This is a genomic window from Ruegeria sp. CDSB022 (assembly GCF_059611145.1).
In genome coordinates, this window is sequence record NZ_JBXWOZ010000018.1 from 38,908 (window position 1) to 60,125 (window position 21,218).

Here is a 21,218-nt window from a genome sequence, read left to right on the forward strand (position 1 = left end):
CCCGTTTCGCATTCATAGCGCGATTGCAGCTCTCACTACAGTCCGTTGACAACGCATTCTTTAATGTATACGCAAATAAATGCAATAATAAACGCAAAGTTGTTTGGGAGGACTTGGAAATGAAACTAAAGCTAGGGCGGTTGGCGGCCGCAGCCGTGATGGCGACCGGGATTACAGGGGCAGCTGCTGCGCAGGATTATCCCTATCGTGATATCACCACAGCTGTGGTCTGGGGGGCCGGTGGTGGCACGGACACGATCAACCGAATGATCATGGCCGAGATGGAAAAACATCTTCCGGTCTCGATCAATGTGATCAATCAAACAGGTGGTGTCGCAGGCTCCAACGGTATGGTTTACGTGATGAACCAACCAGACGATGGCTATACATTGGTCGGTTTGTCAGAGTCGAACGTCACCGCTGCTGTGCAGGGTGGTTGGGATAAGAAATTTGATTTTTGGTATCCGTTCATTGTTGGTGGATCACCTGATCTGATCTCGGTCCCGGCGGACAGCCCTTACAATACTCTGGAAGAACTAGTCGACGCTGCGAAAGCAGCTCCTGGCACTATTCCTGCGGCGGCTTCCGGCGCAGGTTCGATCCACCACTTGAATCTTCTGGCAATCGAAAAAGGGGCCGGTGCAGAATTCAAGTTTGTTCCATACAAAGGCTCAGCGCCCGGTCAGGAAGCTGCGATAGCGGGCGAAGTCGCGTTGGTTGTGACGTCACTAGCTGAACAGGCTCCGTTGATTGAAGGCGGTCAACTTAAACCGCTCGCGATGTTGACGCCCGAAGATGCGCAGATTGCAGGGGCAACAGTGCCTTCTGCCTTCGGCATCTATGACGGTCTCGATCAGTATTTGCCGCTCAAACAGGCCATCGGGTTTGCAGTTCACAGCTCAGCCGGGGACGATGTAAAGGCCGCGCTTGGTGATGCCTTCGAGCAAGCTATTGCCTCCGACACCGTCGCCGAATGGGCCTCTGCAAACAATTATGATGTCGGTGGTCAACACGGTGAAGAAGCTCAAGAACTGTTTGCGAACCTCGAGGCTACTTTTGCCTATACCTTGCAAGACCTTGGCGCTGCCACAGTGGATCCGGCCTCGCTGGGTATCGAGCAGCCCTAATCCGATCAATTTTGAAGGGGCGCGCTTGATCGCGCCCTTTCCCTCAGGAGGCAGGCAATGGACAAACCTGACGAAACACTGGTCATGCGGTCGCGCGACTTTTGGGCAGCAATTGTTCTTATAACAGTGTCCGTCTTTTTTCTTTGGAAGACATCGGACATTCCACTTTGGGGCGAAAACCGCGCAGGTGTAAGTGGATCGGATTGGTACAACTCGGCCGCAATTGTACCGCTGTTCATCTTCGGTGGATTGCTTGGCTTGTCCTTCGTTTTGCTTGCTATTTCAATCCGCTCAGGTGGTGCCCAAAACGCGCTTAGTGCTTTGGGCATCGGATGGGATAAGTCGGAAGCCTATCGAGCTTCTACAATAGGCCTGATCCTTCTTGCATATGTCGTCGGACTGGTTCCCAGAGTGGACTTCATTCTGTGTTCTGGGTTGCTGATTACAGCTTTGACTTACGGCTACTACGGGGGTCATGCGCGGCGTGCTTTGGTGGCCTGTAGCGCGGTTGTCTCTGCCGGGCTATTTGCGTTTGCTGTTTTCCCCGCGCAGGCGGACTGGAACGCACTCAGTGATGATTGGTTTACACTGGCTCTATGGGTCTCGCTTACACTTTTGGTGTTGAGCAAGGCGGCTTCCGAACACGTTTTGCGGTTCGTTCCTTTGGTGGCAATACTTGCCCCGCTCATCCTCGTTTGTGCGATGGCCTTTGTTTTCCGACAGAACGTGCCCGCGCGCGGCGGGCTGATCTTCAAGCAAATCGAGTACCACTACTACGTGACGCTTCGTCCGCTATGGAAAGATTGACCGGATGGACTTTATCCTTTCGCAACTGGCTGGATTTGGGACCACATTCGTGGGCCTGGCAGTAGACCCGCTGACCTATCTGTATTTGATTGCATCCGTGTTCCTGGGTATAACGTTTGGCGCATTGCCCGGCCTGACCGCAACGCTGGCAGTGACGATCCTGACGGGTTTCTTCGGCAACAAGATCCCATTGGACTATTCGCTGATCGCTTTGCTCGGGGCTTATGTCGGCGCGATTTACGGTGGCTCTTATCCGTCAATCCTGCTGAACATTCCGGGCACGGCGGCCAGTGCGGCGACGGCCATGGATGGATACCCTCTGGCTAAAGCGGGTCGAGGGGGCGAAGCACTAGGGCTGACCACAACGGCCAGTTTCATTGGTACAGTTATCGGGACCATCACGCTTTTGATCTTTGTCTGGGCGTTGCTTTTGGTTTCAAAAAACATCGCAAGCCCGGAGAAAGCACTGCTGGCCCTGTTCGGCATTCTGCTTTCTGGCACTTTGATGAGCGAAGACCTGGTGATCAAGGGATGGATCGCCGGTCTGATCGGCCTTGCGATGTCCATGGTGGGGCTTGACCCTCTGTTGTCTGAACCGCGCTATACCTTCGGCTGGTCTTACTTGATGAGCGGGTTTCAGGTCGTGCCGGTTTTGATGGGGGCATTTGCCATTCCCCAAATCATCGACGGTTTAAGGCACGTTGAGGCCGGGAAAGCTCTGGCCCTGAAAGGTCGCATCCTTCCGAATCTACGCTCCATCCGACGCTACCTGCCCACCATTGGCCGGTCAGGGGTGATCGGGACAGGGGTAGGAGCACTTCCCGGCGTCGGCGAAGATGTCGCCGGTTGGGTCAGCTACGGTGTCGGTAAGACCGTATCTGCTGAGGGCGATAAGTTTGGAAAAGGGTCATTGGAAGGTCTGCTGTGCTCTGAAACGGCAAACAACGCCTGCATTGGGGGCGCACTAATCCCGCTTTTGGTGTTGGGCATTCCCGGTTCACCACCCGCCGCGGCTTTGATGGGGGCTTTCAAGATCAACAACGTGATCCCAGGTCCGACGATAGACCCCGAGATCATTCTGCGCGTGGTTGCAATACTTGTGTTGGCCTCCCTGACAATGTTCCTGATGGGCCTGTTCACTGCTCGGGTTTTCATCAGAATACTCGCCATCCCGCAGACTATCTTCTTGCCGGTTGTGATGGTTCTAACAACAATTGGGTCTTTCAGCGTCGGTGGTGGCATCAATGATCTTTACCTGATGCTTGGCGTCGGAGCCGTTGCCTATTTCATGAACCTGATGAAATACCCAATCGCGCCATTGGTTATCGGGGTTATTCTGGGCAGCCTGTTTGACGAAACCTTCCGCCGGTCGCTGTTCTTGTCGGACGGGGATCTTTCGGTCTTCTTTTCACGCCCGGGTGCGGCCATTCTGCTGGTGCTCAACATTGGCCTGATCCTCAGCCAACTGCCCGTTGCGAAGCGCGCTTTCTCACGTCTGAAAGGACTTTCCGTCTGATGTTTGTGGTTACTGTCACCTTCACTCTCAAGCCCGGTACGAGAGACACCTTTTTGCCGCTGATGGTCGAAAACGCTTCGACCTCTTTGTGTGAAGAAGCCGGATGCCAGCAGTTTGACGTTTGCCTCGGCGGCAATCCCGATACAGTTTTTCTCTATGAGGTTTATGATGACAGCGCTGCGTTCTCCGCCCACCTGGAAAGCGCGCATTTTCAGGCCTTCGATACGGCAGTGGCTGATATGATCGCTACCAAGGTAGTTCACCAGTACTCCGAGGTCATCCGATGAACGATTGGGAAATCCACGCCGTGAAATACGCGGATCGAAATGCCCGCACCCGACGGGACAGTTTCATCTTGGATGACAATCATGACGCACCTCATGCGATGGACTATTTCATCTGGGTATTGAAGCGCGGGAACGAAGTCATTCTGGTCGATACCGGCTACGATTCCGATGAGGCAGTCGCCCGTGGTCGTCCCATTGCGATGGACCCGCGCGAGGCTTTGCAGCCCATAGGCATTGCGCCGGAAGCGGTAACCGAGGTTATCGTGACCCATCTTCATTATGATCACGCGGGGGGGCTGCATATGTTCCCGAACGCGAAGTTGCATATGCAATCGGCGGAGATGGCCTTCGCCACAGGCCCCTGCATGTGCCACGACCATCTGCGCGCACCTTTCACGGCTAGCCATATTTGCGAGGTCGTAAAGCGTCTCTATTCAGGGAACGTCGTGTTCTACGATGGAGAAGCCGAGATTATAGATGGGGTCACGGTGCACTGCATTGGTGGGCATTCGCGAGGGTTGCAATGCGTTCGCGTAAGGACGGAAGCCGGGTGGATGGTGCTCGCCTCTGATGCTTCGCATTACTATGAGAATTTCATGGCGCGCAAAGCCTTTCCCATTGTCGTCGACCTACAGGACATGATGGATGGTTTCGAGACGCTCGAGAGGTTGGCCTCGCATCCTCGACTTATCGTGCCCGGCCATGATCCACTTGTGCGTGAGGTTTTTCCAGTCGGTGCAGCGCCGCATATCTATAGGCTAGACCCAGGGCCGACGAGGGACATCGAACTATGAAAATTGGTGTCATAGCGGATGATTTTACTGGTGCGAGTGATATTGCGAACACCTTGGCGAAGGGCATGGATCCAGAAGGTGGGATACGAACCGCGCAGTTTCCGGGTGTTCCTAATATCCCGGTCGACGAAGAGATCGAAGCGGGTGTGATCTCACTCAAAAGCCGCACTGCACCGGTTGAAGAAGCCATTGCAGACAGTCTGAGTGCTTTGCGGTGGCTCGCGGATCAAGGATGCCAGCAGTTCATCTTCAAGTATTGTTCGACCTTCGATTCCACGACGGAAGGAAATATCGGCCCAGTTGCGAAAGCGCTTGCCGACGAGCTGGACGCGCAAAAGGTGGTTTTCTGCCCGGCCTTTCCGACAACCGGGCGCACCGTCTATCACGGTCACCTATTTGTGCTCGGTAAGCTGTTGCACGAGTCTGGGATGGAAAATCACCCTCTTACTCCGATGACGGATGCTAACATCAGGCGATGGTTGCAGTATCAGACCCAAGAAGCGGTCGGGTTGGTGTCAATTGACGCCGTGGAGCAAGGATCAGAGGCGATTGCTGATGCTTTGCAGAAGGCCGGCGAACGATTTGTAATTGGCGATGCGATTTCGGATGAAGATTTGTTGGCCTGGGGAGAAGCTCTAAAGGATGCCAAGCTCATTACTGGGGGATCGGGTATAGCACTGGGACTACCAAGAAACTTCCTGAGAGAGACTTCATCCAAAAGTGCTGGCACTGTGTTCACTGGTATCGCAGGGCCTGCCGCGATCCTTGCGGGTTCTTGTTCAGGTGCGACCCGCAGGCAGATTGAAATTCACGCGAAGTCCCATCCGACTTTCGCAATTGATGTTTCGGGTGTTATGTTCGGGGATGTGACCACGCAAACGCTTCTGGATTTCTTTGAAGAGCATTCGGGTCAGGCGCCGCTCGCGTATTCATCGGGGAGCCCGGCTGATGTGCGTGCGATCCAAGGTCAGTTTGGTCAGGAAGCCGTAGCGGAAAAGCTGGACAATCTCTTTGAAGATACCGCGCGAGAACTTGTCCAAAAGGGCTACAAGCGGTTGGTTGTAGCTGGAGGTGAGACGTCGGGAGCTGTCGCCCAGGCTGTCTCTGAGGCACTGGGGTCACCGGCTATGTCAATCGGGCCAGAGATTGACCCGGGCGTACCTGTCCTGAGCGTTGGAAAAACTGAACCCATTGCAATGGCTTTGAAATCCGGCAACTTTGGCGCTCCAGATTTCTTCTCGAAGGCACTGAGAATGATGGAGGCAGGCAAATGAGTTCTGAAGAACAGGCACTGCGACGGCAGATGTCCGAGCTGTGCGCCTCGCTGTTTGTGCGTGGCTTTTCCGTTGGCACTGCGGGCAATGTCTCTGCGCGTTTACCGGACGGGATTCTCATGACGCCAACGAATTCGACTTTGGGCAATGTTGACCCCGAGCGAATTGCCAAGATTGATTTGGATGGCAACCACCTGTCCGGTGACAAGCCGACCAAGGAGATCTTTCTGCACCAAGCCTTCTATGAGACGCGACCTGAAGTGGGCGCCGTGGTTCATCTGCACTCGACCTGGGCGACCGCGCTGTCGTGTCTGGAAGACACCGATCCCAATGAATGTATTCCGCCGCTTACACCATACGTGGTCATGCGCGTAGGCACGGTTAAACTGGTTCCATACATTAAGCCGGGTGACCCAAAATCCGGTGATTTGATCCGCGAACTGGGCGGCAAGTATAGTGCTGTTCTGCTGGCCAACCACGGTCCCGTCGTATCAGGAAAGGATCTCTTTTCAGCAGTCTGTGCAGCGGAAGAGTTGGAAGAAACAGCCAAGCTGCTCGTGGCACTGCAGGGTATGTCAACCCGGATGTTGGATGTAGAACAAGTCGCAGAACTCAAAGAGGCTTTCGGAAGGATGTAGTTGGACACAGATAGGGAGAGTGTGCAAACTTTTGGGTAAATCGTGCAAAATTATGCGCAAATACCACGCAAAGTTATGGGCAAGAACATCTGAATTTAATGATTGAAATCAATAGCAGAAGCGCAGCGTTATGCGCGTCCCTACAATTTTTGTTGGTGCGCCCATAGCTTTGCAACTCGCCCAAAACATTGGGCGCATTAACCTACAACTTTTTTGGTTTGAGGTTCGATATCTTCGGGTCTCATTCTTGGCTGGTTTCGCAGCATAATCGTAGTACCGGGGAAGATTTTCGGATAGCCGCTACTAGCCCGAAGCGGACATCCAAAACTAGTCTTTGCAGTTTCCGAGATGCGGACTTTTCTGCGGTTCGTGGCAATCTGCCGAACTGGTGTTTCGGCCCTTACCGGACATTCACCCTTCTATCGGAATGGTGCAGCGCGGCCCGTCGAAGCGAACAGCCAACTCACGCGGGGAAAGCTCACTTTCCTTCAGGGCCAGATCCCTGATCTTCTCGCGCACTGGCGTGGGAATGCGGTTCCAGACCCGTGACGGCCGGGGGCAGCGGTCTTCAAGCGCCTCAGGACCACCGGAAAGATATTGGTCGTACCAGCGTTAGAATGTAGTCTTCGGGATACCCAGCTTTTCCAAAGTGCGTTTGGTCGGCAGATGGGATTGTTCGACCAGCTGGATGATCTCCAGCTTCTCAGATGCGGGGTATCTCATTCGTCGTCGTCCCCATCCGCGATCATGCTTTTTTTGAGAAGCCGCAGCTCAAGGGCCTGTTCAACAAAAACCCCCTTCAGATCGCGCGCCTCACGGCGCAGATCCTTGACCTCGGTTGATGTCGCAGCACGTGCCGTGTCGCCAGCCAAACGTTTCTTTCCGGCTTCCGGGAACTCCTTGGACCAGCTGAAATACAGGCTCTGAGCAATGCCTTCGCGACGACATAGTTCTGCAATGCTGTCCTCGCCCTTCAGGCCATCCAGAACGAACCTGTTCTTCTCTTCGGCAGAATACTGTTTGTGCGTCGCGCGGCGGATGTCTTTAACAATCTTCTCGCCGTGGCTCTGCTTGGTTCCGGGTTTCTTTCCCATCTCCACTCCTTGGCGGTTACGATGAGCCAGAAACCCTCTCTTATCAAATCAACCTAAACTGTCCCATTGGCGCTGACGTCAGACACTCAGTTAAGTACGCTAAAGAGTGCTGCGTTGAGTGCCCTGATCTTGCTTTTCTTGCCGGTGGCAGAAAAAGCAGGGGAGTCACGAATTTGCCAGATGTTGTACGACGTATGAGTGACCAAAAGCTAAAACTAAGCTGCCATCAGACAACCAGCTTCGCCTGCGATATCGACTATGCAGTCATCGCCGGTCTGAATGCGAATTGCCGGGCTTTCCCCTCCGAGTTCCAATTTGGGTAAGGTTAACCATAACGCGCATTGCCACGGCGTCATTTCACGTGGCAGGGCTTTCAACACTTTTTCCATCAAAGGAAGCGGGGTTCCATCCTCAGCAAACTGGAAAGATGGATAGGCGTTGGCCCCTTTGTAAGGCAAAGAAAGTACCTTCCCGGTTCTTGTCCAGATATCGGCTATCCGCGTGATTTGCCAGGAGCCATTTTGCCATTGTGCGTGCACTCCGGCATCGTCCAACAACGGATACTCAAGCGCAAAATCATCCATCCGGATGTCATTGACTGCGCTACAATGTCCCTCGAAACTATGCAAATACATCTACTTACTCACCGAACTCACTAACAACTCATTAAACGATACTGACAAGAAATCGTTCTAGCCAAAGTTAAGAAGTTCACATTGGGCGAATTAAACTTCAGCTAACCTCGCTATTTTAACCTAGCGCGCTGAAATTATTGTTGGTTTGCTTACAACGGCCCGCCGTACTGATGCTCATAAAACCAGTTCTGAATTCGTGGCTTTGTTACTCATTGGGGTAGTAATCCTCACAATTTGAGGGCATTGGCCATGGATCTACCGAACCAATCTCTGGTTTGTGAGTGATCAACATCTACGTATTGGACAAAGCCGCCAGTCACTCTGTCAAGTGTTGGAAACGAGTACCGAGCGTGGCCTCTCTTTTCTACGAACACGATCCTCTTCATCTGACACTCCCGCAAGAAGACTAACAGTCCTGATCCTAAGATTAGCGTGACACAAAGCGCGCCGGGGAGGTTTTGCATTTCCACGGACCTAAATTGCTTTCTCTGGTCACAATACGGACTGACCATTCCAAAAATTCCCTACCGCCACCTTGAATTTCTGGGCCAACCATTCCACATCTTGCTCATGAGCAAAGAAACTCTCGCAGTTGGCGACATCAAATCACCCGCAGGCCCGGGTAGGCCTCGCGCCTTTGACGAAGCTGAGGCTTTGGAAAAAGCCTTGTGCGTTTTTTGGCACAAGGGCTACGAGACCGCATCTGTGGATGATCTGACCAAGGCCATGGGTTTGAGCCGGTCCAGCTTCTATGGAACGTTCGTCAACAAGCAGACTTTGTTTCACAAAGCCCTCAGGCACTATTCAAGGCGTGGTTTGAAAAATCTGCGTGACGTTGCAGATGCGGGCGGAAATGACCCCGTTGGTGCGATTATGGAAGCTTTGGCGAACCCGCAAGGCGGTCGTGACGGCTGCATGCTGATCAATTGCCTTACGGAACTTGCCCCGCATGACAATGAAGTGGCGGCTCTCGGGCGACAGCATTTGGAGAGTATTGACGAGATTATTGCAAGAGCGCTTGAGCCTTCGGATCCGGGACAGGTACTCAACAAGGCACGCGCCTTTGCCTCCCTTGCAATCGGCACACTAGCCTTGCGCAAAGCGGGTGTTCCCGCGGATCAGATATCACAAACCCTGAAACAAGCCCGGTTGGTGATTTCGCCATAAGGCCTCCCCTAAAAATAAGGGTATGAAACGTAACACAAACTCAAACAAGAGACAGTGACCCTAATATTGGACTAATTGGTCCAATAATATCTGAACGAAGTTTACCAAAGAAGGAAGCAGCAATGGCTGATGAAAAACTGTTCTCCGGCATCAAAGCTGGTGCAATCGAGCTGAAAAACCGCGTTGTCATGGCGCCACTGACCCGCAACCGGGCAAGAGCCGAAGATGACAGCGTCCATGAATTGCAGACCAAGTACTACGTGCAACGGGCGGGTGCTGGATTGATCATCACGGAAGCTTCGCAAATCTCGCCCCAAGGCAAAGGCTATGCCTGGACACCTGGCATTTATTCCGAAACGCAGATCGACGGCTGGAGAAAAGTGACTGAGGCCGTCCATGCTGAGGGTGGCAAGATTGTGATCCAGCTTTGGCATGTGGGCCGGATTTCGCATACAAGCTTACAGCCGGATGGCGGTGCCCCTGTTGCGCCATCTGCGATCGGCGCTAAGGCCAAGACCTTTGATGGTGAGCAGTTCGTCGAAACATCCGAGCCGCGGGCTCTGGCCGTCGAAGAAATTGCTGGCATTGTTGCTGACTACCGGAGGGCCGCGGAAAACGCCAAGGAGGCCGGTTTCGACGGTGTCGAGGTCCATGCAGCCAACGGATACCTTATCGATCAGTTCCTGCGGGACGAATCCAACAAGCGTGAAGACGAATACGGCGGTCCTGTCGAGAACAGAGCACGGTTTCTGAAAGAGGTCATGGACGCAGTTGTTGACGTGTGGGGCGCCGACCGTGTTGGTGTCCGCCTAAGCCCGTTCTCGGACGCCAACAACATCTCCGACAGCGACCCGCAGGCGACATTCACTCATGCGGTCAAATTGCTGAATGGGTATGGGCTGGCCTATCTCCATCTTGTGGAGGGGCAGACCGGCGGCCCCCGCGAAATTCCGGAAGGTGGCGATCTGAAGGCGCTCTATGAGTTGTTTGACGGTGCGAAAATGGGCAACAACGCTTATGACCGGGAAATGGCGGTTGAAGCTGTTGAAACCGGAGCCGTCGATCTGGTGGCCTTTGGCCGGCCGTTTATTTCCAACCCTGATCTCGTCAACCGGTTGGAGAAAGGCGCCGCTCTGAATGAGCTCGATCCAACCACGCTCTACGGCGGCAATGAAAAAGGGTACACCGACTACCCGGCACTGGAAGAGGAAGCTGTTGCAGCAGAGTGATACATCGCTCTTAACTCCGTAGTGACAAGCAATACCAAGCAAAGTGAGCGCGTCGGTTTGGGCGCGCTCACTTGGCAATTACGGAAATATCCATTCTCGAAGCGAGGATCTATCACAAGCCCTCGAAAGAACTGCTTCCCTATGATCAGGGTCGAATATTTCCAATAAGAATTTACTCTTGATTGAGAAACGCCCGGCTTTAGTTGAAGAAGATGTTTGGTGACTACCATCAATTGAGCGCGTTTCTCGAACCGCGCAATGTTATGGGCAAATCGTGCAAATTCATGCGCAAAAGTCTTCAATTTTTGTGAGTAAAATCGATGGCGGCGATGCAGCGTTATGAGAGCACCTACAGTTTTTATGGGTGCGCGCCAATTTGCAGTGTCAGAACCCCTGCGCCGCGTTTGCACGTGATACGTCACGGAACTGCGCGGTCTTGGCCCGCGACTGATCTCCATGTGTTTTGACCGGTTACTCTGACGTGGACGTCTGCGCGACGTAGTCTGCTATCGCAGCGCGGCTGCCATGTCTCCAGATCTTGGTCAGCCAAAAAGAAAAGTCCTGACCAAAGCGGGTATCACGGCCAATCTCGCCGTAATATTGATCCTGCTCGATCCACAGTTTCGGATCATCTCTGGACGCCAGCGCGATGTGCTGAAGAGTGTCCCAATGGGGGTCGTTTGGCGCAATTTCAGACCCATCCTCGCGCCTGCCTGCACACATCCGGCACCAGAATGCCTCGGCCAGGGCCAGCCCGCTGGGGGCAGGGTCCGAGGCAACTGCGTCACGCAGCGAAGGCAGCAAGAACCCGGGATGCCGTGAGGATCCGTCAAACGCGACACGGCGCGTGGTGTCATGGATGGCAGTGTTTGCAAATCGCTTTTCGACCAGATCAAGATATTCACTTGGTTTAGCGCCGGGGACAGCAGCGACATGCGGGAGGATTTCTTCTGCCTGAACTTTAGCGAAAAACGCCAGGATATCAGAGTCCTGCATGCATCGTGAAATCGTCGGGACGTTCAGGATTTCTCCGACATTCGCAAGCAGCTGATGACCGCCGTTCAAAATACGCAGTTTCATCGTCTCATAGCTATGAACATCGTGGGTCAGTGTGACACCGACTTGTTCGAGCGGCGGACGCCCTGCGCAAAAATTGTCCTCGATCACCCATTGGCGAAAGTTTTCATGTGAGACAGGGACGCGGTCATCGATTCCAAGTCCGTGGCATTGCGAAACAACCTGCTCTGTCGTAGCAGGCACAATGCAATCCACCATCGAATTGGGAAATGCGCCATATTGGTCGATCCAGTTGGCTAGATCCGGGTCAGACATACGCGCCAAACCAACAATGCAGTTTCGCAGGATCACCCCGTTGCCCTGAAGGTTGTCGCAGCTGAGCGTGGTAAAGGGTTTCAAACCCTCCTTCTTGCGCTGTCGAAGAGCTGCGACAATGGCGCCAAACGCGGTTCGGGGTTGGTTGGGATGTGCGGCATCGTATCGAATGTCTTCGTGATCGGCGTTGAACGCGCCGGTATTGGCGTCCAGAAAATAGCCGCCCTCGGTCACTGTAAGCGACACAATCCGGATGGACGGATCGGCCATCTGCCGGATCAGCGTCGCATTGCCCTCTTCGATTGGCAGGTAGTCGATCATGGCTCCGACAATTTCGGCGGATATTCCCTTTGGGTCCAGCTCGATCAGTGTTGTCAGACAGTCCTGCGCCAGCAACCTCTCTCGCATTTCGGCATCATAGCTGCGGACACCGGCCCCGATGATCGCCCAGTCCAGTGCTTGGCCCTGTTGCATCAACTGGTGGATATACCAGGCCTGATGCGCGCGGTGAAAATTGCCCAGCCCGATATGGACTATGCCGGGTTTCAGGTCTGTGGGCAGGTAATTCGGTGTCCTGACAGTCGCAGGCATATCTGCAAGGCTGTCGCGCCGCAGCCGCACCGGGGGATTTGCGTTTGCCAGAGGATCCATCAGCTCATCCAGTTCCCGCCGTCGACATTATAGGTTTGCGCGACAATATACTGCGCCTCATCTGAGGCCAGAAACACGGCCATTCCGGTCAGGTCCTCGGCACGGCCCATCCGACCGTGCGGCACCGCTGCGGCTACTTCGCGTTTCTTCTGCCCGGGCTCTTTGCCCTCATGCTTTGCAAAAAAGGCGTCCACGCCATCCCAGTGTTCGCCATCGACAACCCCCGGAGCAATGGCATTTACGTTGATGCCGTGTTGGATCAGGTTCAGCCCTGCAGATTGGGTAAGCGAAATGATAGCGGCTTTGCTTGCGCAATAGACGGCGACCAGAGGCTCGCCCCGTCGTCCGGCTTGCGATGCCATGTTGATGATCCGGCCTTTGGTCCCGTGTTCGATCATGTGGCGCGCGACGGCCTGCATCGTGAACAAGGCGCCTGAGACATTGATGTCGAAAACTCGGTTGTAGTCGGCACGCTCGATTTCAACGATTGGTGCTGCAGTAAAGATGGCGGCGTTATTGATCAGAATGTCGATGGGACCGAAATGTGAAGCCGTCTTTGCCACCGCTGCATCGATGCTCTGCTGGTTGGTCACATCCATCTCGATAGCCAAAGCGGCCTCACCGATTTCGGCGGCCGCGGCTTGCACGCGCGCGCCGTCAATGTCGGCCAGCGCGACACGGGCCCCTTCGGCAACATAGGCTTTGGCAAAGGCCAGTCCGATGCCACGCGCGGCCCCGGTAATCAGGGCGGTTTTACCGACCAGACGTGTCATTCGATCCGCAGGCCCTTTGCGTCAAACCGATGGATCACATCCGCGCGTGGCGTCAGATAGATACGGTCGCCATGGTTGAAGCCAACTTCACCCCCCGCTCGTACGGTGATCGTGTCCGCAAGGCCGGTTTCGTGAATGTGGAAGAACGTGTCCGAGCCCAGATGTTCGGAAACCCCAACCACCCCGGACCAGGTGCCGGAACTGTCGGATACCTCCAGATGCTCGGGGCGGACCCCGATCGTATGGGCGTCATGTTTCGCGGCCTCTTCGCCCGCAATGAAGTTCATTTTGGGTGAGCCGATAAAGCCCGCGACAAACAGGTTTCGCGGAGTCTTATACAGCTCGAGCGGGCTGCCCACTTGTTCGATCACACCGGCCTGCAGCACGACGATCTTGTCGGCCATCGTCATCGCCTCGACCTGATCATGGGTCACATAGATCATCGTGGTTGCAAGACGCTTGTGCAGCTCGCTGATTTCAAGCCGCATTCCAACGCGCAAGGCGGCGTCGAGGTTCGAGAGTGGCTCGTCAAACAGAAACGCCGCAGGCTCACGTACGATGGCGCGGCCAATGGCAACGCGCTGGCGTTGACCGCCGGACAGTTGGCCAGGTCGGCGATCCAGGTAATCGGTCAGGTTCAGAACATCGGCAGCGCCCTCGACGCGGCGGTCAATCTCGGCCTGATCCAGTTTGGCCATACGCAGCGGAAAGGCGATGTTCTTGCGCACCGTCATATGCGGGTAGAGCGCGTAGGATTGGAACACCATGGCCAGACCGCGCTTTGCGGGCGGGACATCGGTGGCGTCCGCCCCGTCAATGTCGATATTGCCCGAGGTGATATCCTCCAGCCCGGCAATCAGCCGCAACAAGGTGGATTTACCACAGCCCGAGGGGCCGACGAAGACAGTGAACTCGCCATCTTGAATGGTCAGGTCCAGCGGCGGAATGACTTCAACGTCGCCAAATTTCTTGGTCACGGATTTGAGTTGAATGCGTCCCATGCGGAGTTTTCCTTATTTCACGGCGCCGAAGGTCAGGCCGCGGACAAGTTGTTTCTGGCTGAACCAGCCAAGGATCAGGATTGGTGCGATTGCCATGGTCGATGCCGCGCTGAGTTTGGCAAAGAACAGGCCCTCGGGGCTGGAGTAGCTGGCGATGAAGGCCGTCAGCGGTGCCGCGTCAACTGCGGTCAGGTTGAGGGTCCAGAACGCCTCGTTCCAGGCGAGGATAAAGTTCAACAGGATGGTCGAGGCGATACCGGGCACCGCCATCGGCGTCAGCACGTAAAGGATTTCTTCCTTCAGCGTTGCCCCGTCCATGCGGGCGGCTTCCAGGATCTCACCGGGGATTTCGCGGAAATAGGTGTAGAGCATCCATACAATGATCGGCAGGTTGATCAGCATCAGAACCACAACCAGACCTGCGCGACTGTCCAAAAGCCCAAGCCGGATGAACAGCAGGTAGATCGGGTATAGAACACCGACCGCAGGCAGCATCTTGGTGGACAGCATCCACAGCAGGATGTCCTTGGTGCGTTTTGATGGCACAAAGGCCATCGCCCAGGCGGCGGGCACCGCGATGATCACGCCCAATATGGTCGAACCACCCGCGATGATCACCGAATTCCACAGGAACCGCATATAGTCCGAGCGTTCCTGAACGATGGCATAGTTTTCCAGCGTCCAGTCAAAGTTCAGAAACAGCGGCGGGCTGGCGATGGCCTGTGCTTCGGTCTTGAAGCTGGTCAGGATGGTCCAGAGGATCGGGAAAAAGATCAGCAGACCAACGGCCCATGCCAGGGCGGTGTTAAGCGACTTGCGACGGGGTGTAACTGAGCGGCTCATATCGTTACCTCCTCACGCGTCCAGGTTCTTGCCGACGATGCGCATCAGGAAGATCGCAACGATATTGGCAAGGATGATTGCATAGACACCTCCGGCTGATCCAAGGCCGACGTTCTGGCCCTCTAGCACGCGCTGGAAGATCAGGTAGGTGAGTGTACGGGTGCCGAAGGCGCCGCCGGTGGTCACGAAGATTTCGGCGAAGATCGACAACAGGAAAATCGTCTGGATCAGGATCACGATGGTAATCGCGCGGCCTAGATGTGGCAGGATGATATGGTAAAAGCGCTTGAGCGGTGGCGCGCCGTCCATTTCCGCGGCCTCCAACTGTTCACTGTCCAGCGACTGGATCGCGGTCAGCAGGATCAGTGTCGCAAACGGCAGCCATTGCCACGATACGATCATGATGATTGACGTCATCGACGCCTCGGATAGCCAGGAAACTGGCTCAGCCCCGAAAAAGCGCCACAGATGGGCCAGCAGGCCATTGACCGGGTCCATGAACATGTTCTTCCAGACCAATGCGGAAACGGTCGGCATCACAAAGAACGGTGCGATCACTAGGATGCGGACAACGCCTTGGCCCCACATCGGCTGATCCAGCAGCATTGCCAGAAGGATGCCCAGAACAACCGTGATGGCAAGCACACCGCCGACGATCATCAGCGTGGCCTGAACCGCGGGCCAGAAGGAACTGGAGGAGACGAAACGGACGTAGTTGTCCAAGCCGACCCATCCCAGATCACCGCCGCGCAGGGGCAGGTATTTCTTGAAGGAAAAATACAGCGTCATCGTCAGAGGCACGAGCATCCAGCCAAGAAGCAGGATCACTGCAGGTGCCATCATCAGGCGTGCAACTGATCGGGAATGTTGAGTAGCCATGACGCAAAACCTCTCTGTTCAGGCATAGCTCAGCCTGCGAGAAAAACGCGAGTTGTGGAAGGGTGAAGCGGGGGACAGACCTCTGTCCACCCGCTGGGAAGGAGGCCTTAGTAGCCTGCGGCTTCCATTTCTTCGGCAGTGAAGGCTTGCGCTTTGGCAAGAGCTTCTTCTACCGTTTGCTGCCCGGCATAAACTGCCGAGAACTCCTGGCTCACCTGCGTGGCGATACCTGCGAATTCCGGGATCGCTGCAAACTGAATACCAACGTAAGGCACTGGCTTTACAGTCGGATTGTTCGGATCAGCCGACAGGATCGAGTCCAATGTCATCTTGGCGAACGGAACCGCCTGATAATCCGGATTTTCGTACAGCGACGTACGTGCGCCCGGAGGCACGTTGGCCCAGCCTTCGTTTTCGGCTACGAGTTCGATGTAGTCTTTGGATGTCGCCCACTCGATGAACTGTTTGGCCGAGTCTGCCTGTTCCGTACCAGCCGGTATTGCCAGAGCCCACGCCCACAACCAATTCGAGCGCTTGCCAAGCCCAGTGTCGGGTGCAAGTGCAAAGCCAACGCTATCCGCGACTGTCGAGTCTGTCGGGTTGGTCACGAAAGAAGCCGCGACCGTTGCGTCGATCCACATGCCGCATTTGCCCTGCTGGAACAACGACAGGTTTTCGTTAAATCCGTTAGTGGCGTAACCTGCGGGGCCGGACTCGTTCATCATACCTACGTAGAAGTTCAACGTGTCAGCCCATTCGGGCTGATCGAACTGTGGCTTCCAATCTTCATCAAACCAGCGCGCACCAAAGGAATTGGACATCGCTGTGATGAAAGCACCGCCTTCGCCCCAACCAGCCTTGCCGCGCAGGCAGATACCGTTGATATCAGCGTCGCGATCGGTCATCGCAGCAGCCGCTTCGCGGATGAACTCCCAAGTCGGAGCGTCCGGCATTTCCATACCCGCTTTTTCCATCAGGTCAGTGCGATACATGATCATCGAGCTTTCGCCGTAGAACGGAGCCGCGTAGAGCGTTCCATCATGGCTAAGGCCGCCTGACATGGCGGGCAGGATGTCACCTACGTCGTATTCATCCGACAGCCCGTCCAGGGGTACCAGCCAGCCGTTCGCGCCCCAGATCGGCGTCTCGTACATGCCGATGGTCATGATGTCGAATTGGCCACCTTTGGTCGTGATATCCGTTGTCACGCGCTGGCGCAGCACGTTTTCTTCCAACGTAACCCACTCGACATCGATGCCGGTCGCTTCGGTGAATTTATCGGTATAGCCCTGCATCCGGATCATGTCGCCGTTGTTCACGGTCGCTATTGTTAAGGTATCCGCTTGGGCTGCTGCCGTGGCGACGAAAGTCATTGCTGTCGCCGCACGAAGTGCGTTCTTGAGATACATCCTTGTCCTCCCTGAGCTTGGATGTTGTTTGGACAGGGTAAGGGGAAAATTGTCGCGGCGTCAATAAAAACTTTACGCGCGTTAATTTTTGATCATGCGGAGTCTCTCAAAACAAGTCGTGCAGGAAACAGTGTTTCCGTTCTCTCGTTAAATTTCCCTCCACTTTCAATGAGTTCAAAGAGAGTTTCGACGCTGCGCCCCGCTACATTGTCGTAGTCATGGGCGGCCGTTGTTAAAGACGGGCAGGTAAATCTTGAGAAGGGATGGTCATCGTTCGAAGCGACCCGCAACGCGCAGTCTTTCTTGCGGCCGACCCGAATCCCTTGTTCGTAACATGCCGAAAGAAACCCGATTGCCAGGCGGTCGTTGCTGCATAAAACCGAATCCGTTTTCAGCTCTTGCCGCTCCAGAACTCCGGCGGCTCCATGTTTGCCAATCTCTTCAAATGCCCAACCCTTGCCGTCGACTTTGATGATATGAGGATCGAACCCAAGGCGCTCCATCACTTCGATATAGGCCTTCCGTCGCTTGTTGGCGTTTGGGTTGGCGGGGGTGCGCATTTCGAAGAATGAAGGCGGTTCGCCGGTGCGGGTCATGTATTCGACTGTCTGCGAGACGAAACTGAAATTGTCCGACCCGATAAAGGCCGCGCCCAAACCTTCAAGATTACTGTCAAACAGGACTGTCGGCACATTGGCGCAAAACTTTTCGATCGCTGACCGATCCGACGTGCGCCCCAAAGGTGCCAGCAGGACCCCGGCAGGCTTCATGGATTTAAGGCCGTCAAGAATTTCGATTTCCAGCTTGGGATCACCATGCGAGCTGAACAGCGACGGGCGATACCCCGCAGCAATACAGCTTTGTTCCAGATAGCGCGCGATTTCGGCAAAGAACGGATCGGCAAGATAGGGAACCACGATGCCGATATTCTTGGTCAGTTTCCGGTTTTGGTTCACCGCATAGATGTTGGGGCGATAGTCGAACCGCTCAAGCGCCTCTTCGATACGGAGCCGTGTTGTGGGCCGAACACTGTCTGGGTCCTGGAAATATTTCGATACTGTGGGCCGAGAGATGCCGCTGAGGGCCGCAAACTCTTCCATGTTCCTGATCTTCGTCATGCCAGTCTGTTCGTCCGCCTTGATCTTATCATAGTTTTACATATTCTTTGCGCGCGCAAAAAAAATCAATAGCCTGGCCGGTGATATCGGAATTATGCAAGGCAAGGGGTGTGAATGTATCTTGGGATCGACATCGGAACGTCAGCGGTCAAACTTGTCTGCGCGGATGCCGGCCGAATTCTTGCGACCTCGTCAGTCGGCATCGGGACGTCGTCGCCACAGCCCGGCTGGTCCGAGCAGAACCCGGAGATTTGGTGGCAGGCGACGCGCGATGCGTTGGGCCTGCTTGCTGGCGAAATCTCCCTGTCGGATGTGAAAGCAGTCGGATTGTCGGGGCAGATGCACGGGGCCGTGCTGTTGGACCGCGACCAATGCCCCATCCGTCCGGCAATTCTGTGGAATGACAGCCGCGCGGTCCGCGAATGCGACGACATTCGCGCGGCACAGCCACAGGTTGGTCACATCGCAGGCGTCCTGCCTTTGCCCGGCTTTACGGCGCCCAAGATTGCCTGGCTGAAACGGCATGAACCGCACAATTATGCCCGACTCTCCCATATCCTGCTGCCCAAGGATTATGTCGGCCTACGTCTGCATGGAGAGCTTGCAACCGATACTTCCGATGCCGCAGGAACAATGTGGCTCGACCAGGCTTCACGCCGCTGGCATACCGGAATGGCGGAAGCCACGGATGTCGCTGTTGACTGGCTGCCGCAGATGTTCGACGGCCACAATGTCGTTGGCACGGTAACAGTTCGGGCTGCAGCTGAGACCGGATTGAACTCGGGCGTGCCTGTCGTGGCCGGGGGAGGGGATGCGGCAACCGGTGCGGTGTCATTGGGCGCAACCGAACCTGGACGTGGGTTTATCTCGTTGGGGACATCTGGTCAGTTGTTTGTTGCGGATCGTAAATACAAGCCCAACCCCGAACGCTATGTCCATGCGTTTGCGCATACATTGCCCGACCGCTGGTATCAAATGGCGGCGATGCTGAACGGGGCAAGGCCCATTTCGTGGATTGGTGATCAGCTGGGGCTGTCCGCTGCCGAGGTTGTCGGGCTTGCTGAAACCGTCAGTGGTGATCGTGTGCCCATATTCCTGCCCTACCTGACAGGTGAGCGCAGCCCCCTGGGGGACCCGCATATCCGAGCCTGTTTCTTTGGCCTTGAGGACGCCACAACGCGTGCCGAGATCTGCCGTTCGGTGGTCGAGGCAATCGCCTTTTGTTTCGCTGATGCGGCGCAGAGTTTTGGCGACACGGTAGACAGTTTGCCAGAGCTTGCCGCGATAGGCGGGGGCAGTCGATCTGATCTGTTGCTGGGTCTGATTTCAGCCGTAACCGAGAAGCCCATAGTGCGTTCAGTGGGGGCGGAATCCGGCCCGGCCTATGGCGCCGCCCGGCTGGCGGCCTGTGCTGACGGTGCGCTGACCATAGCTGATCTGGCCGAGCAACCTGCGACGACCGACAGGTTCGAGCCTGTAGAAATGCATGCGTTATTTGAACGCCTGGGGCGGTTTCGGCGGCTTTATACTGCCGTTAGCACCGTGGACTGATCGCCCTCTCAGCTAAGGTCTTTGAACATGAAGGTTGTTGGTTCCAGCCGATCATTTTCCGGGCTGCGGCAGTAGTTCGGAATCTCTCCGGCAATTTCAAACCCAAGGCTTTGATAGAGGAGGAGCGACGGGTCCGTGCTGCGCGTGTCCAGCACCAAAAGGGACCGCCCCAGTTCGCGTGCCCGCGCCTCAACCGCCGCCATAAGCGCCCGCCCAATGCCCCGCCGTCGCGCGCGGGGATGAACAAGCAGCTTGGACACGTCGGCGCGATGCGCTTGGTTGGGCATCGCGGCAGGCACCAGCTGTGCGGTGCCGACAATCCGTTCGCCATCACGATAGACGAATATCTCGGCCGCGCCGGTCTGGATGTTTGGCCAGACATGGGACTGCCAATAGCGCTGCGCGTCGTCCGACGGAAATGGCTGAATGAACCCGATACTCGCCCCGTCATGCACGCAGGCGTGCAGTATCTCTGTCAGGTCATCCAGAGCGTTGTTCAGGTCATTGGCTGTCAGTCGCGATATCATATCAGCACCATCAAATACCGCGCACCGCGCTCGGCGTGGGTTTCGAAACGTGTCGGGCCAGACAGGTGATAGCGCAGGCAATCCCCGCTGGTCAGATGATGCGCGGTTCCATCCACGGTCAGGGTCAGGCCACCGTCCAGCATGATCAGGTGATGCTCCTGCCCGTGTTTTGGCGGCGTGTCATAGGTGATCACAACGCCAGGGGGCAGATGGCCTTCCATGACCTCTCCGCTCAGGCCAGCGGCCGGAGGGGAGACGGACCGGCGGGTAAAGCCGGTTTCGGGGTCGCGCCATTCGGGTTGATTTTCGAAGGGAACGCGGGGGGCGAAACTGTCCTCGACCATCATCAATAGACGCGACATCGGCAGCCCATAGGCCGCACATAACTGGCCCAGAGTTTCTGCGGTTGGGCTGACATCCCCCTTTTCCAAGCGCGACAGAGTGGCCCGGCTGACACCGCTGTGTTCCGCCAACTGATCCAGCGACCATCTCCGCGTTTGGCGAAGTTGATTCAGGTGGTTTGCAAGGCGGTCGGATAGGGTATCAGGCATAGCTCGTATATGGGA

At 55.5% G+C, this 21,218-nt stretch carries 20 protein-coding genes and 1 pseudogene; 10 read left to right on the top strand and 11 right to left on the bottom strand.

Annotation, left to right across the window (positions count from 1 at the left end):
* Positions 1–119: 119 nt before the first annotated feature.
* The 7 genes from AC2FIZ_RS18500 to otnC are packed head-to-tail and all read left to right on the top strand — an operon-like array spanning position 120 to position 6,443.
* A complete protein-coding gene (locus AC2FIZ_RS18500) occupies positions 120–1,127 on the top strand; it encodes a Bug family tripartite tricarboxylate transporter substrate binding protein (RefSeq protein WP_281973681.1) in 1,008 nt (335 codons plus the stop codon).
* 57 nt (positions 1,128–1,184) lie between these two features.
* Positions 1,185–1,934, top strand: a complete 750-nt coding sequence (locus AC2FIZ_RS18505) for a hypothetical protein (protein WP_281973682.1) — start codon at positions 1,185–1,187, stop codon at positions 1,932–1,934.
* Between the two features lie 4 nt (positions 1,935–1,938).
* Positions 1,939–3,450 (top strand): tripartite tricarboxylate transporter permease, encoded by a 1,512-nt coding sequence (locus tag AC2FIZ_RS18510; protein WP_271951903.1) that lies wholly within the window; start codon positions 1,939–1,941, stop codon positions 3,448–3,450.
* Positions 3,450–3,737, top strand: coding sequence for a putative quinol monooxygenase (locus tag AC2FIZ_RS18515; RefSeq protein WP_142639562.1), 288 nt, complete (start codon positions 3,450–3,452; stop codon positions 3,735–3,737). The genes AC2FIZ_RS18510 and AC2FIZ_RS18515 overlap by 1 nt, the downstream gene beginning before the upstream one ends.
* Positions 3,734–4,531 carry an N-acyl homoserine lactonase family protein gene (locus AC2FIZ_RS18520; protein WP_281973683.1) on the top strand — a complete coding sequence of 266 codons (798 nt, stop codon included), beginning with the start codon at positions 3,734–3,736 and terminating at the stop codon, positions 4,529–4,531. Before AC2FIZ_RS18515 ends, AC2FIZ_RS18520 begins: the two co-directional genes overlap by 4 nt.
* Positions 4,528–5,805 (top strand): 3-oxo-tetronate kinase, encoded by a 1,278-nt coding sequence (gene otnK / locus AC2FIZ_RS18525; RefSeq protein ID WP_281973684.1) that lies wholly within the window; start codon positions 4,528–4,530, stop codon positions 5,803–5,805. The genes AC2FIZ_RS18520 and otnK overlap by 4 nt, the downstream gene beginning before the upstream one ends.
* Positions 5,802–6,443, top strand: a complete 642-nt coding sequence (otnC, locus tag AC2FIZ_RS18530) for a 3-oxo-tetronate 4-phosphate decarboxylase (protein WP_281973685.1) — start codon at positions 5,802–5,804, stop codon at positions 6,441–6,443. The genes otnK and otnC overlap by 4 nt, the downstream gene beginning before the upstream one ends.
* Positions 6,444–6,878: 435 nt before the next feature.
* Here the strand turns inward: otnC and AC2FIZ_RS18535 are convergent.
* Together AC2FIZ_RS18535 and AC2FIZ_RS18540 are read right to left on the bottom strand one after the other, a co-directional pair.
* Positions 6,879–7,537, bottom strand: a pseudogene (locus AC2FIZ_RS18535) (transposase); the annotation flags it as partial.
* 215 nt (positions 7,538–7,752) lie between these two features.
* Positions 7,753–8,121: a hypothetical protein gene (locus tag AC2FIZ_RS18540; RefSeq protein WP_496791449.1), complete on the bottom strand. Its 369-nt coding sequence runs from the start codon at positions 8,119–8,121 to the stop codon at positions 7,753–7,755.
* A 621-nt stretch (positions 8,122–8,742) separates the two neighbouring features.
* Between AC2FIZ_RS18540 and AC2FIZ_RS18545 the strand changes: the two genes are divergently transcribed.
* The gene (locus AC2FIZ_RS18545; protein WP_496689819.1) at positions 8,743–9,339 is read left to right on the top strand and encodes a TetR/AcrR family transcriptional regulator; all 597 of its coding nucleotides are present in this window, start codon (positions 8,743–8,745) and stop codon (positions 9,337–9,339) included.
* 122 nt (positions 9,340–9,461) lie between these two features.
* Positions 9,462–10,568 carry an alkene reductase gene (locus AC2FIZ_RS18550; protein ID WP_496689818.1) on the top strand — a complete coding sequence of 369 codons (1,107 nt, stop codon included), beginning with the start codon at positions 9,462–9,464 and terminating at the stop codon, positions 10,566–10,568.
* Between the two features lie 471 nt (positions 10,569–11,039).
* Here the strand turns inward: AC2FIZ_RS18550 and AC2FIZ_RS18555 are convergent, their stop codons facing one another.
* From AC2FIZ_RS18555 to AC2FIZ_RS18585, 7 genes are all read right to left on the bottom strand, one after another.
* Positions 11,040–12,551, bottom strand: coding sequence for a mannitol dehydrogenase family protein (locus AC2FIZ_RS18555; RefSeq protein WP_496791450.1), 1,512 nt, complete (start codon positions 12,549–12,551; stop codon positions 11,040–11,042).
* Positions 12,551–13,324, bottom strand: a complete 774-nt coding sequence (locus AC2FIZ_RS18560; RefSeq protein WP_281973689.1) for an L-iditol 2-dehydrogenase — start codon at positions 13,322–13,324, stop codon at positions 12,551–12,553. The genes AC2FIZ_RS18555 and AC2FIZ_RS18560 overlap by 1 nt, the downstream gene beginning before the upstream one ends.
* Positions 13,321–14,325 (bottom strand): ABC transporter ATP-binding protein, encoded by a 1,005-nt coding sequence (locus tag AC2FIZ_RS18565; protein ID WP_142639543.1) that lies wholly within the window; start codon positions 14,323–14,325, stop codon positions 13,321–13,323. The genes AC2FIZ_RS18560 and AC2FIZ_RS18565 overlap by 4 nt, the downstream gene beginning before the upstream one ends.
* 12 nt (positions 14,326–14,337) lie before the next feature.
* Positions 14,338–15,168: a carbohydrate ABC transporter permease gene (locus tag AC2FIZ_RS18570; protein WP_142639541.1), complete on the bottom strand. Its 831-nt coding sequence runs from the start codon at positions 15,166–15,168 to the stop codon at positions 14,338–14,340.
* A 12-nt stretch (positions 15,169–15,180) separates the two neighbouring features.
* Positions 15,181–16,047, bottom strand: a complete 867-nt coding sequence (locus AC2FIZ_RS18575) for a carbohydrate ABC transporter permease (protein ID WP_496791451.1) — start codon at positions 16,045–16,047, stop codon at positions 15,181–15,183.
* A gap of 107 nt (positions 16,048–16,154) precedes the next feature.
* The gene (locus AC2FIZ_RS18580) at positions 16,155–17,456 is read right to left on the bottom strand and encodes an ABC transporter substrate-binding protein (RefSeq protein WP_271951885.1); all 1,302 of its coding nucleotides are present in this window, start codon (positions 17,454–17,456) and stop codon (positions 16,155–16,157) included.
* A 92-nt stretch (positions 17,457–17,548) separates the two neighbouring features.
* Positions 17,549–18,574, bottom strand: coding sequence for a LacI family DNA-binding transcriptional regulator (locus tag AC2FIZ_RS18585; protein WP_496791452.1), 1,026 nt, complete (start codon positions 18,572–18,574; stop codon positions 17,549–17,551).
* Between the two features lie 114 nt (positions 18,575–18,688).
* Here AC2FIZ_RS18585 and xylB point away from each other — a divergent pair, with 114 nt between their 5' ends.
* Positions 18,689–20,125 carry a xylulokinase gene (gene xylB, locus AC2FIZ_RS18590; RefSeq protein ID WP_281973691.1) on the top strand — a complete coding sequence of 479 codons (1,437 nt, stop codon included), beginning with the start codon at positions 18,689–18,691 and terminating at the stop codon, positions 20,123–20,125.
* Between the two features lie 8 nt (positions 20,126–20,133).
* Here the strand turns inward: xylB and AC2FIZ_RS18595 are convergent, their stop codons facing one another.
* Entirely contained in the window at positions 20,134–20,652 is a 519-nt protein-coding gene (locus AC2FIZ_RS18595) for a GNAT family N-acetyltransferase (protein WP_281973692.1), read from the bottom strand.
* A complete protein-coding gene (locus AC2FIZ_RS18600) occupies positions 20,649–21,203 on the bottom strand; it encodes a helix-turn-helix domain-containing protein (protein WP_281995993.1) in 555 nt (184 codons plus the stop codon). The genes AC2FIZ_RS18595 and AC2FIZ_RS18600 overlap by 4 nt, the downstream gene beginning before the upstream one ends.
* Positions 21,204–21,218 lie beyond the last annotated feature (15 nt).

Excerpts from the sequence above, each read along its gene's own strand:
- AC2FIZ_RS18540 (WP_496791449.1), bottom strand. The coding sequence starts at position 8,121 with ATGGATGATTTTGCGCTTGAGTATCCGTTGTTGGACGATGCCGGAGTG.
- otnK (WP_281973684.1), top strand. The coding sequence starts at position 4,528 with ATGAAAATTGGTGTCATAGCGGATGATTTTACTGGTGCGAGTGATATT.
- AC2FIZ_RS18510 (WP_271951903.1), top strand. The coding sequence starts at position 1,939 with ATGGACTTTATCCTTTCGCAACTGGCTGGATTTGGGACCACATTCGTG.
- AC2FIZ_RS18560 (WP_281973689.1), bottom strand. The coding sequence starts at position 13,324 with ATGACACGTCTGGTCGGTAAAACCGCCCTGATTACCGGGGCCGCGCGT.
- AC2FIZ_RS18575 (WP_496791451.1), bottom strand. The coding sequence starts at position 16,047 with ATGGCTACTCAACATTCCCGATCAGTTGCACGCCTGATGATGGCACCT.
- AC2FIZ_RS18580 (WP_271951885.1), bottom strand. The coding sequence starts at position 17,456 with ATGTATCTCAAGAACGCACTTCGTGCGGCGACAGCAATGACTTTCGTC.
- AC2FIZ_RS18550 (WP_496689818.1), top strand. The coding sequence starts at position 9,462 with ATGGCTGATGAAAAACTGTTCTCCGGCATCAAAGCTGGTGCAATCGAG.
- AC2FIZ_RS18515 (WP_142639562.1), top strand. The coding sequence starts at position 3,450 with ATGTTTGTGGTTACTGTCACCTTCACTCTCAAGCCCGGTACGAGAGAC.
- AC2FIZ_RS18520 (WP_281973683.1), top strand. The coding sequence starts at position 3,734 with ATGAACGATTGGGAAATCCACGCCGTGAAATACGCGGATCGAAATGCC.
- xylB (WP_281973691.1), top strand. The coding sequence starts at position 18,689 with ATGTATCTTGGGATCGACATCGGAACGTCAGCGGTCAAACTTGTCTGC.
- AC2FIZ_RS18585 (WP_496791452.1), bottom strand. The coding sequence starts at position 18,574 with ATGACGAAGATCAGGAACATGGAAGAGTTTGCGGCCCTCAGCGGCATC.
- AC2FIZ_RS18570 (WP_142639541.1), bottom strand. The coding sequence starts at position 15,168 with ATGAGCCGCTCAGTTACACCCCGTCGCAAGTCGCTTAACACCGCCCTG.
- AC2FIZ_RS18500 (WP_281973681.1), top strand. The coding sequence starts at position 120 with ATGAAACTAAAGCTAGGGCGGTTGGCGGCCGCAGCCGTGATGGCGACC.
- otnC (WP_281973685.1), top strand. The coding sequence starts at position 5,802 with ATGAGTTCTGAAGAACAGGCACTGCGACGGCAGATGTCCGAGCTGTGC.
- AC2FIZ_RS18555 (WP_496791450.1), bottom strand. The coding sequence starts at position 12,551 with ATGGATCCTCTGGCAAACGCAAATCCCCCGGTGCGGCTGCGGCGCGAC.
- AC2FIZ_RS18505 (WP_281973682.1), top strand. The coding sequence starts at position 1,185 with ATGGACAAACCTGACGAAACACTGGTCATGCGGTCGCGCGACTTTTGG.
- AC2FIZ_RS18565 (WP_142639543.1), bottom strand. The coding sequence starts at position 14,325 with ATGGGACGCATTCAACTCAAATCCGTGACCAAGAAATTTGGCGACGTT.
- AC2FIZ_RS18600 (WP_281995993.1), bottom strand. The coding sequence starts at position 21,203 with ATGCCTGATACCCTATCCGACCGCCTTGCAAACCACCTGAATCAACTT.
- AC2FIZ_RS18595 (WP_281973692.1), bottom strand. The coding sequence starts at position 20,652 with ATGATATCGCGACTGACAGCCAATGACCTGAACAACGCTCTGGATGAC.
- AC2FIZ_RS18545 (WP_496689819.1), top strand. The coding sequence starts at position 8,743 with ATGAGCAAAGAAACTCTCGCAGTTGGCGACATCAAATCACCCGCAGGC.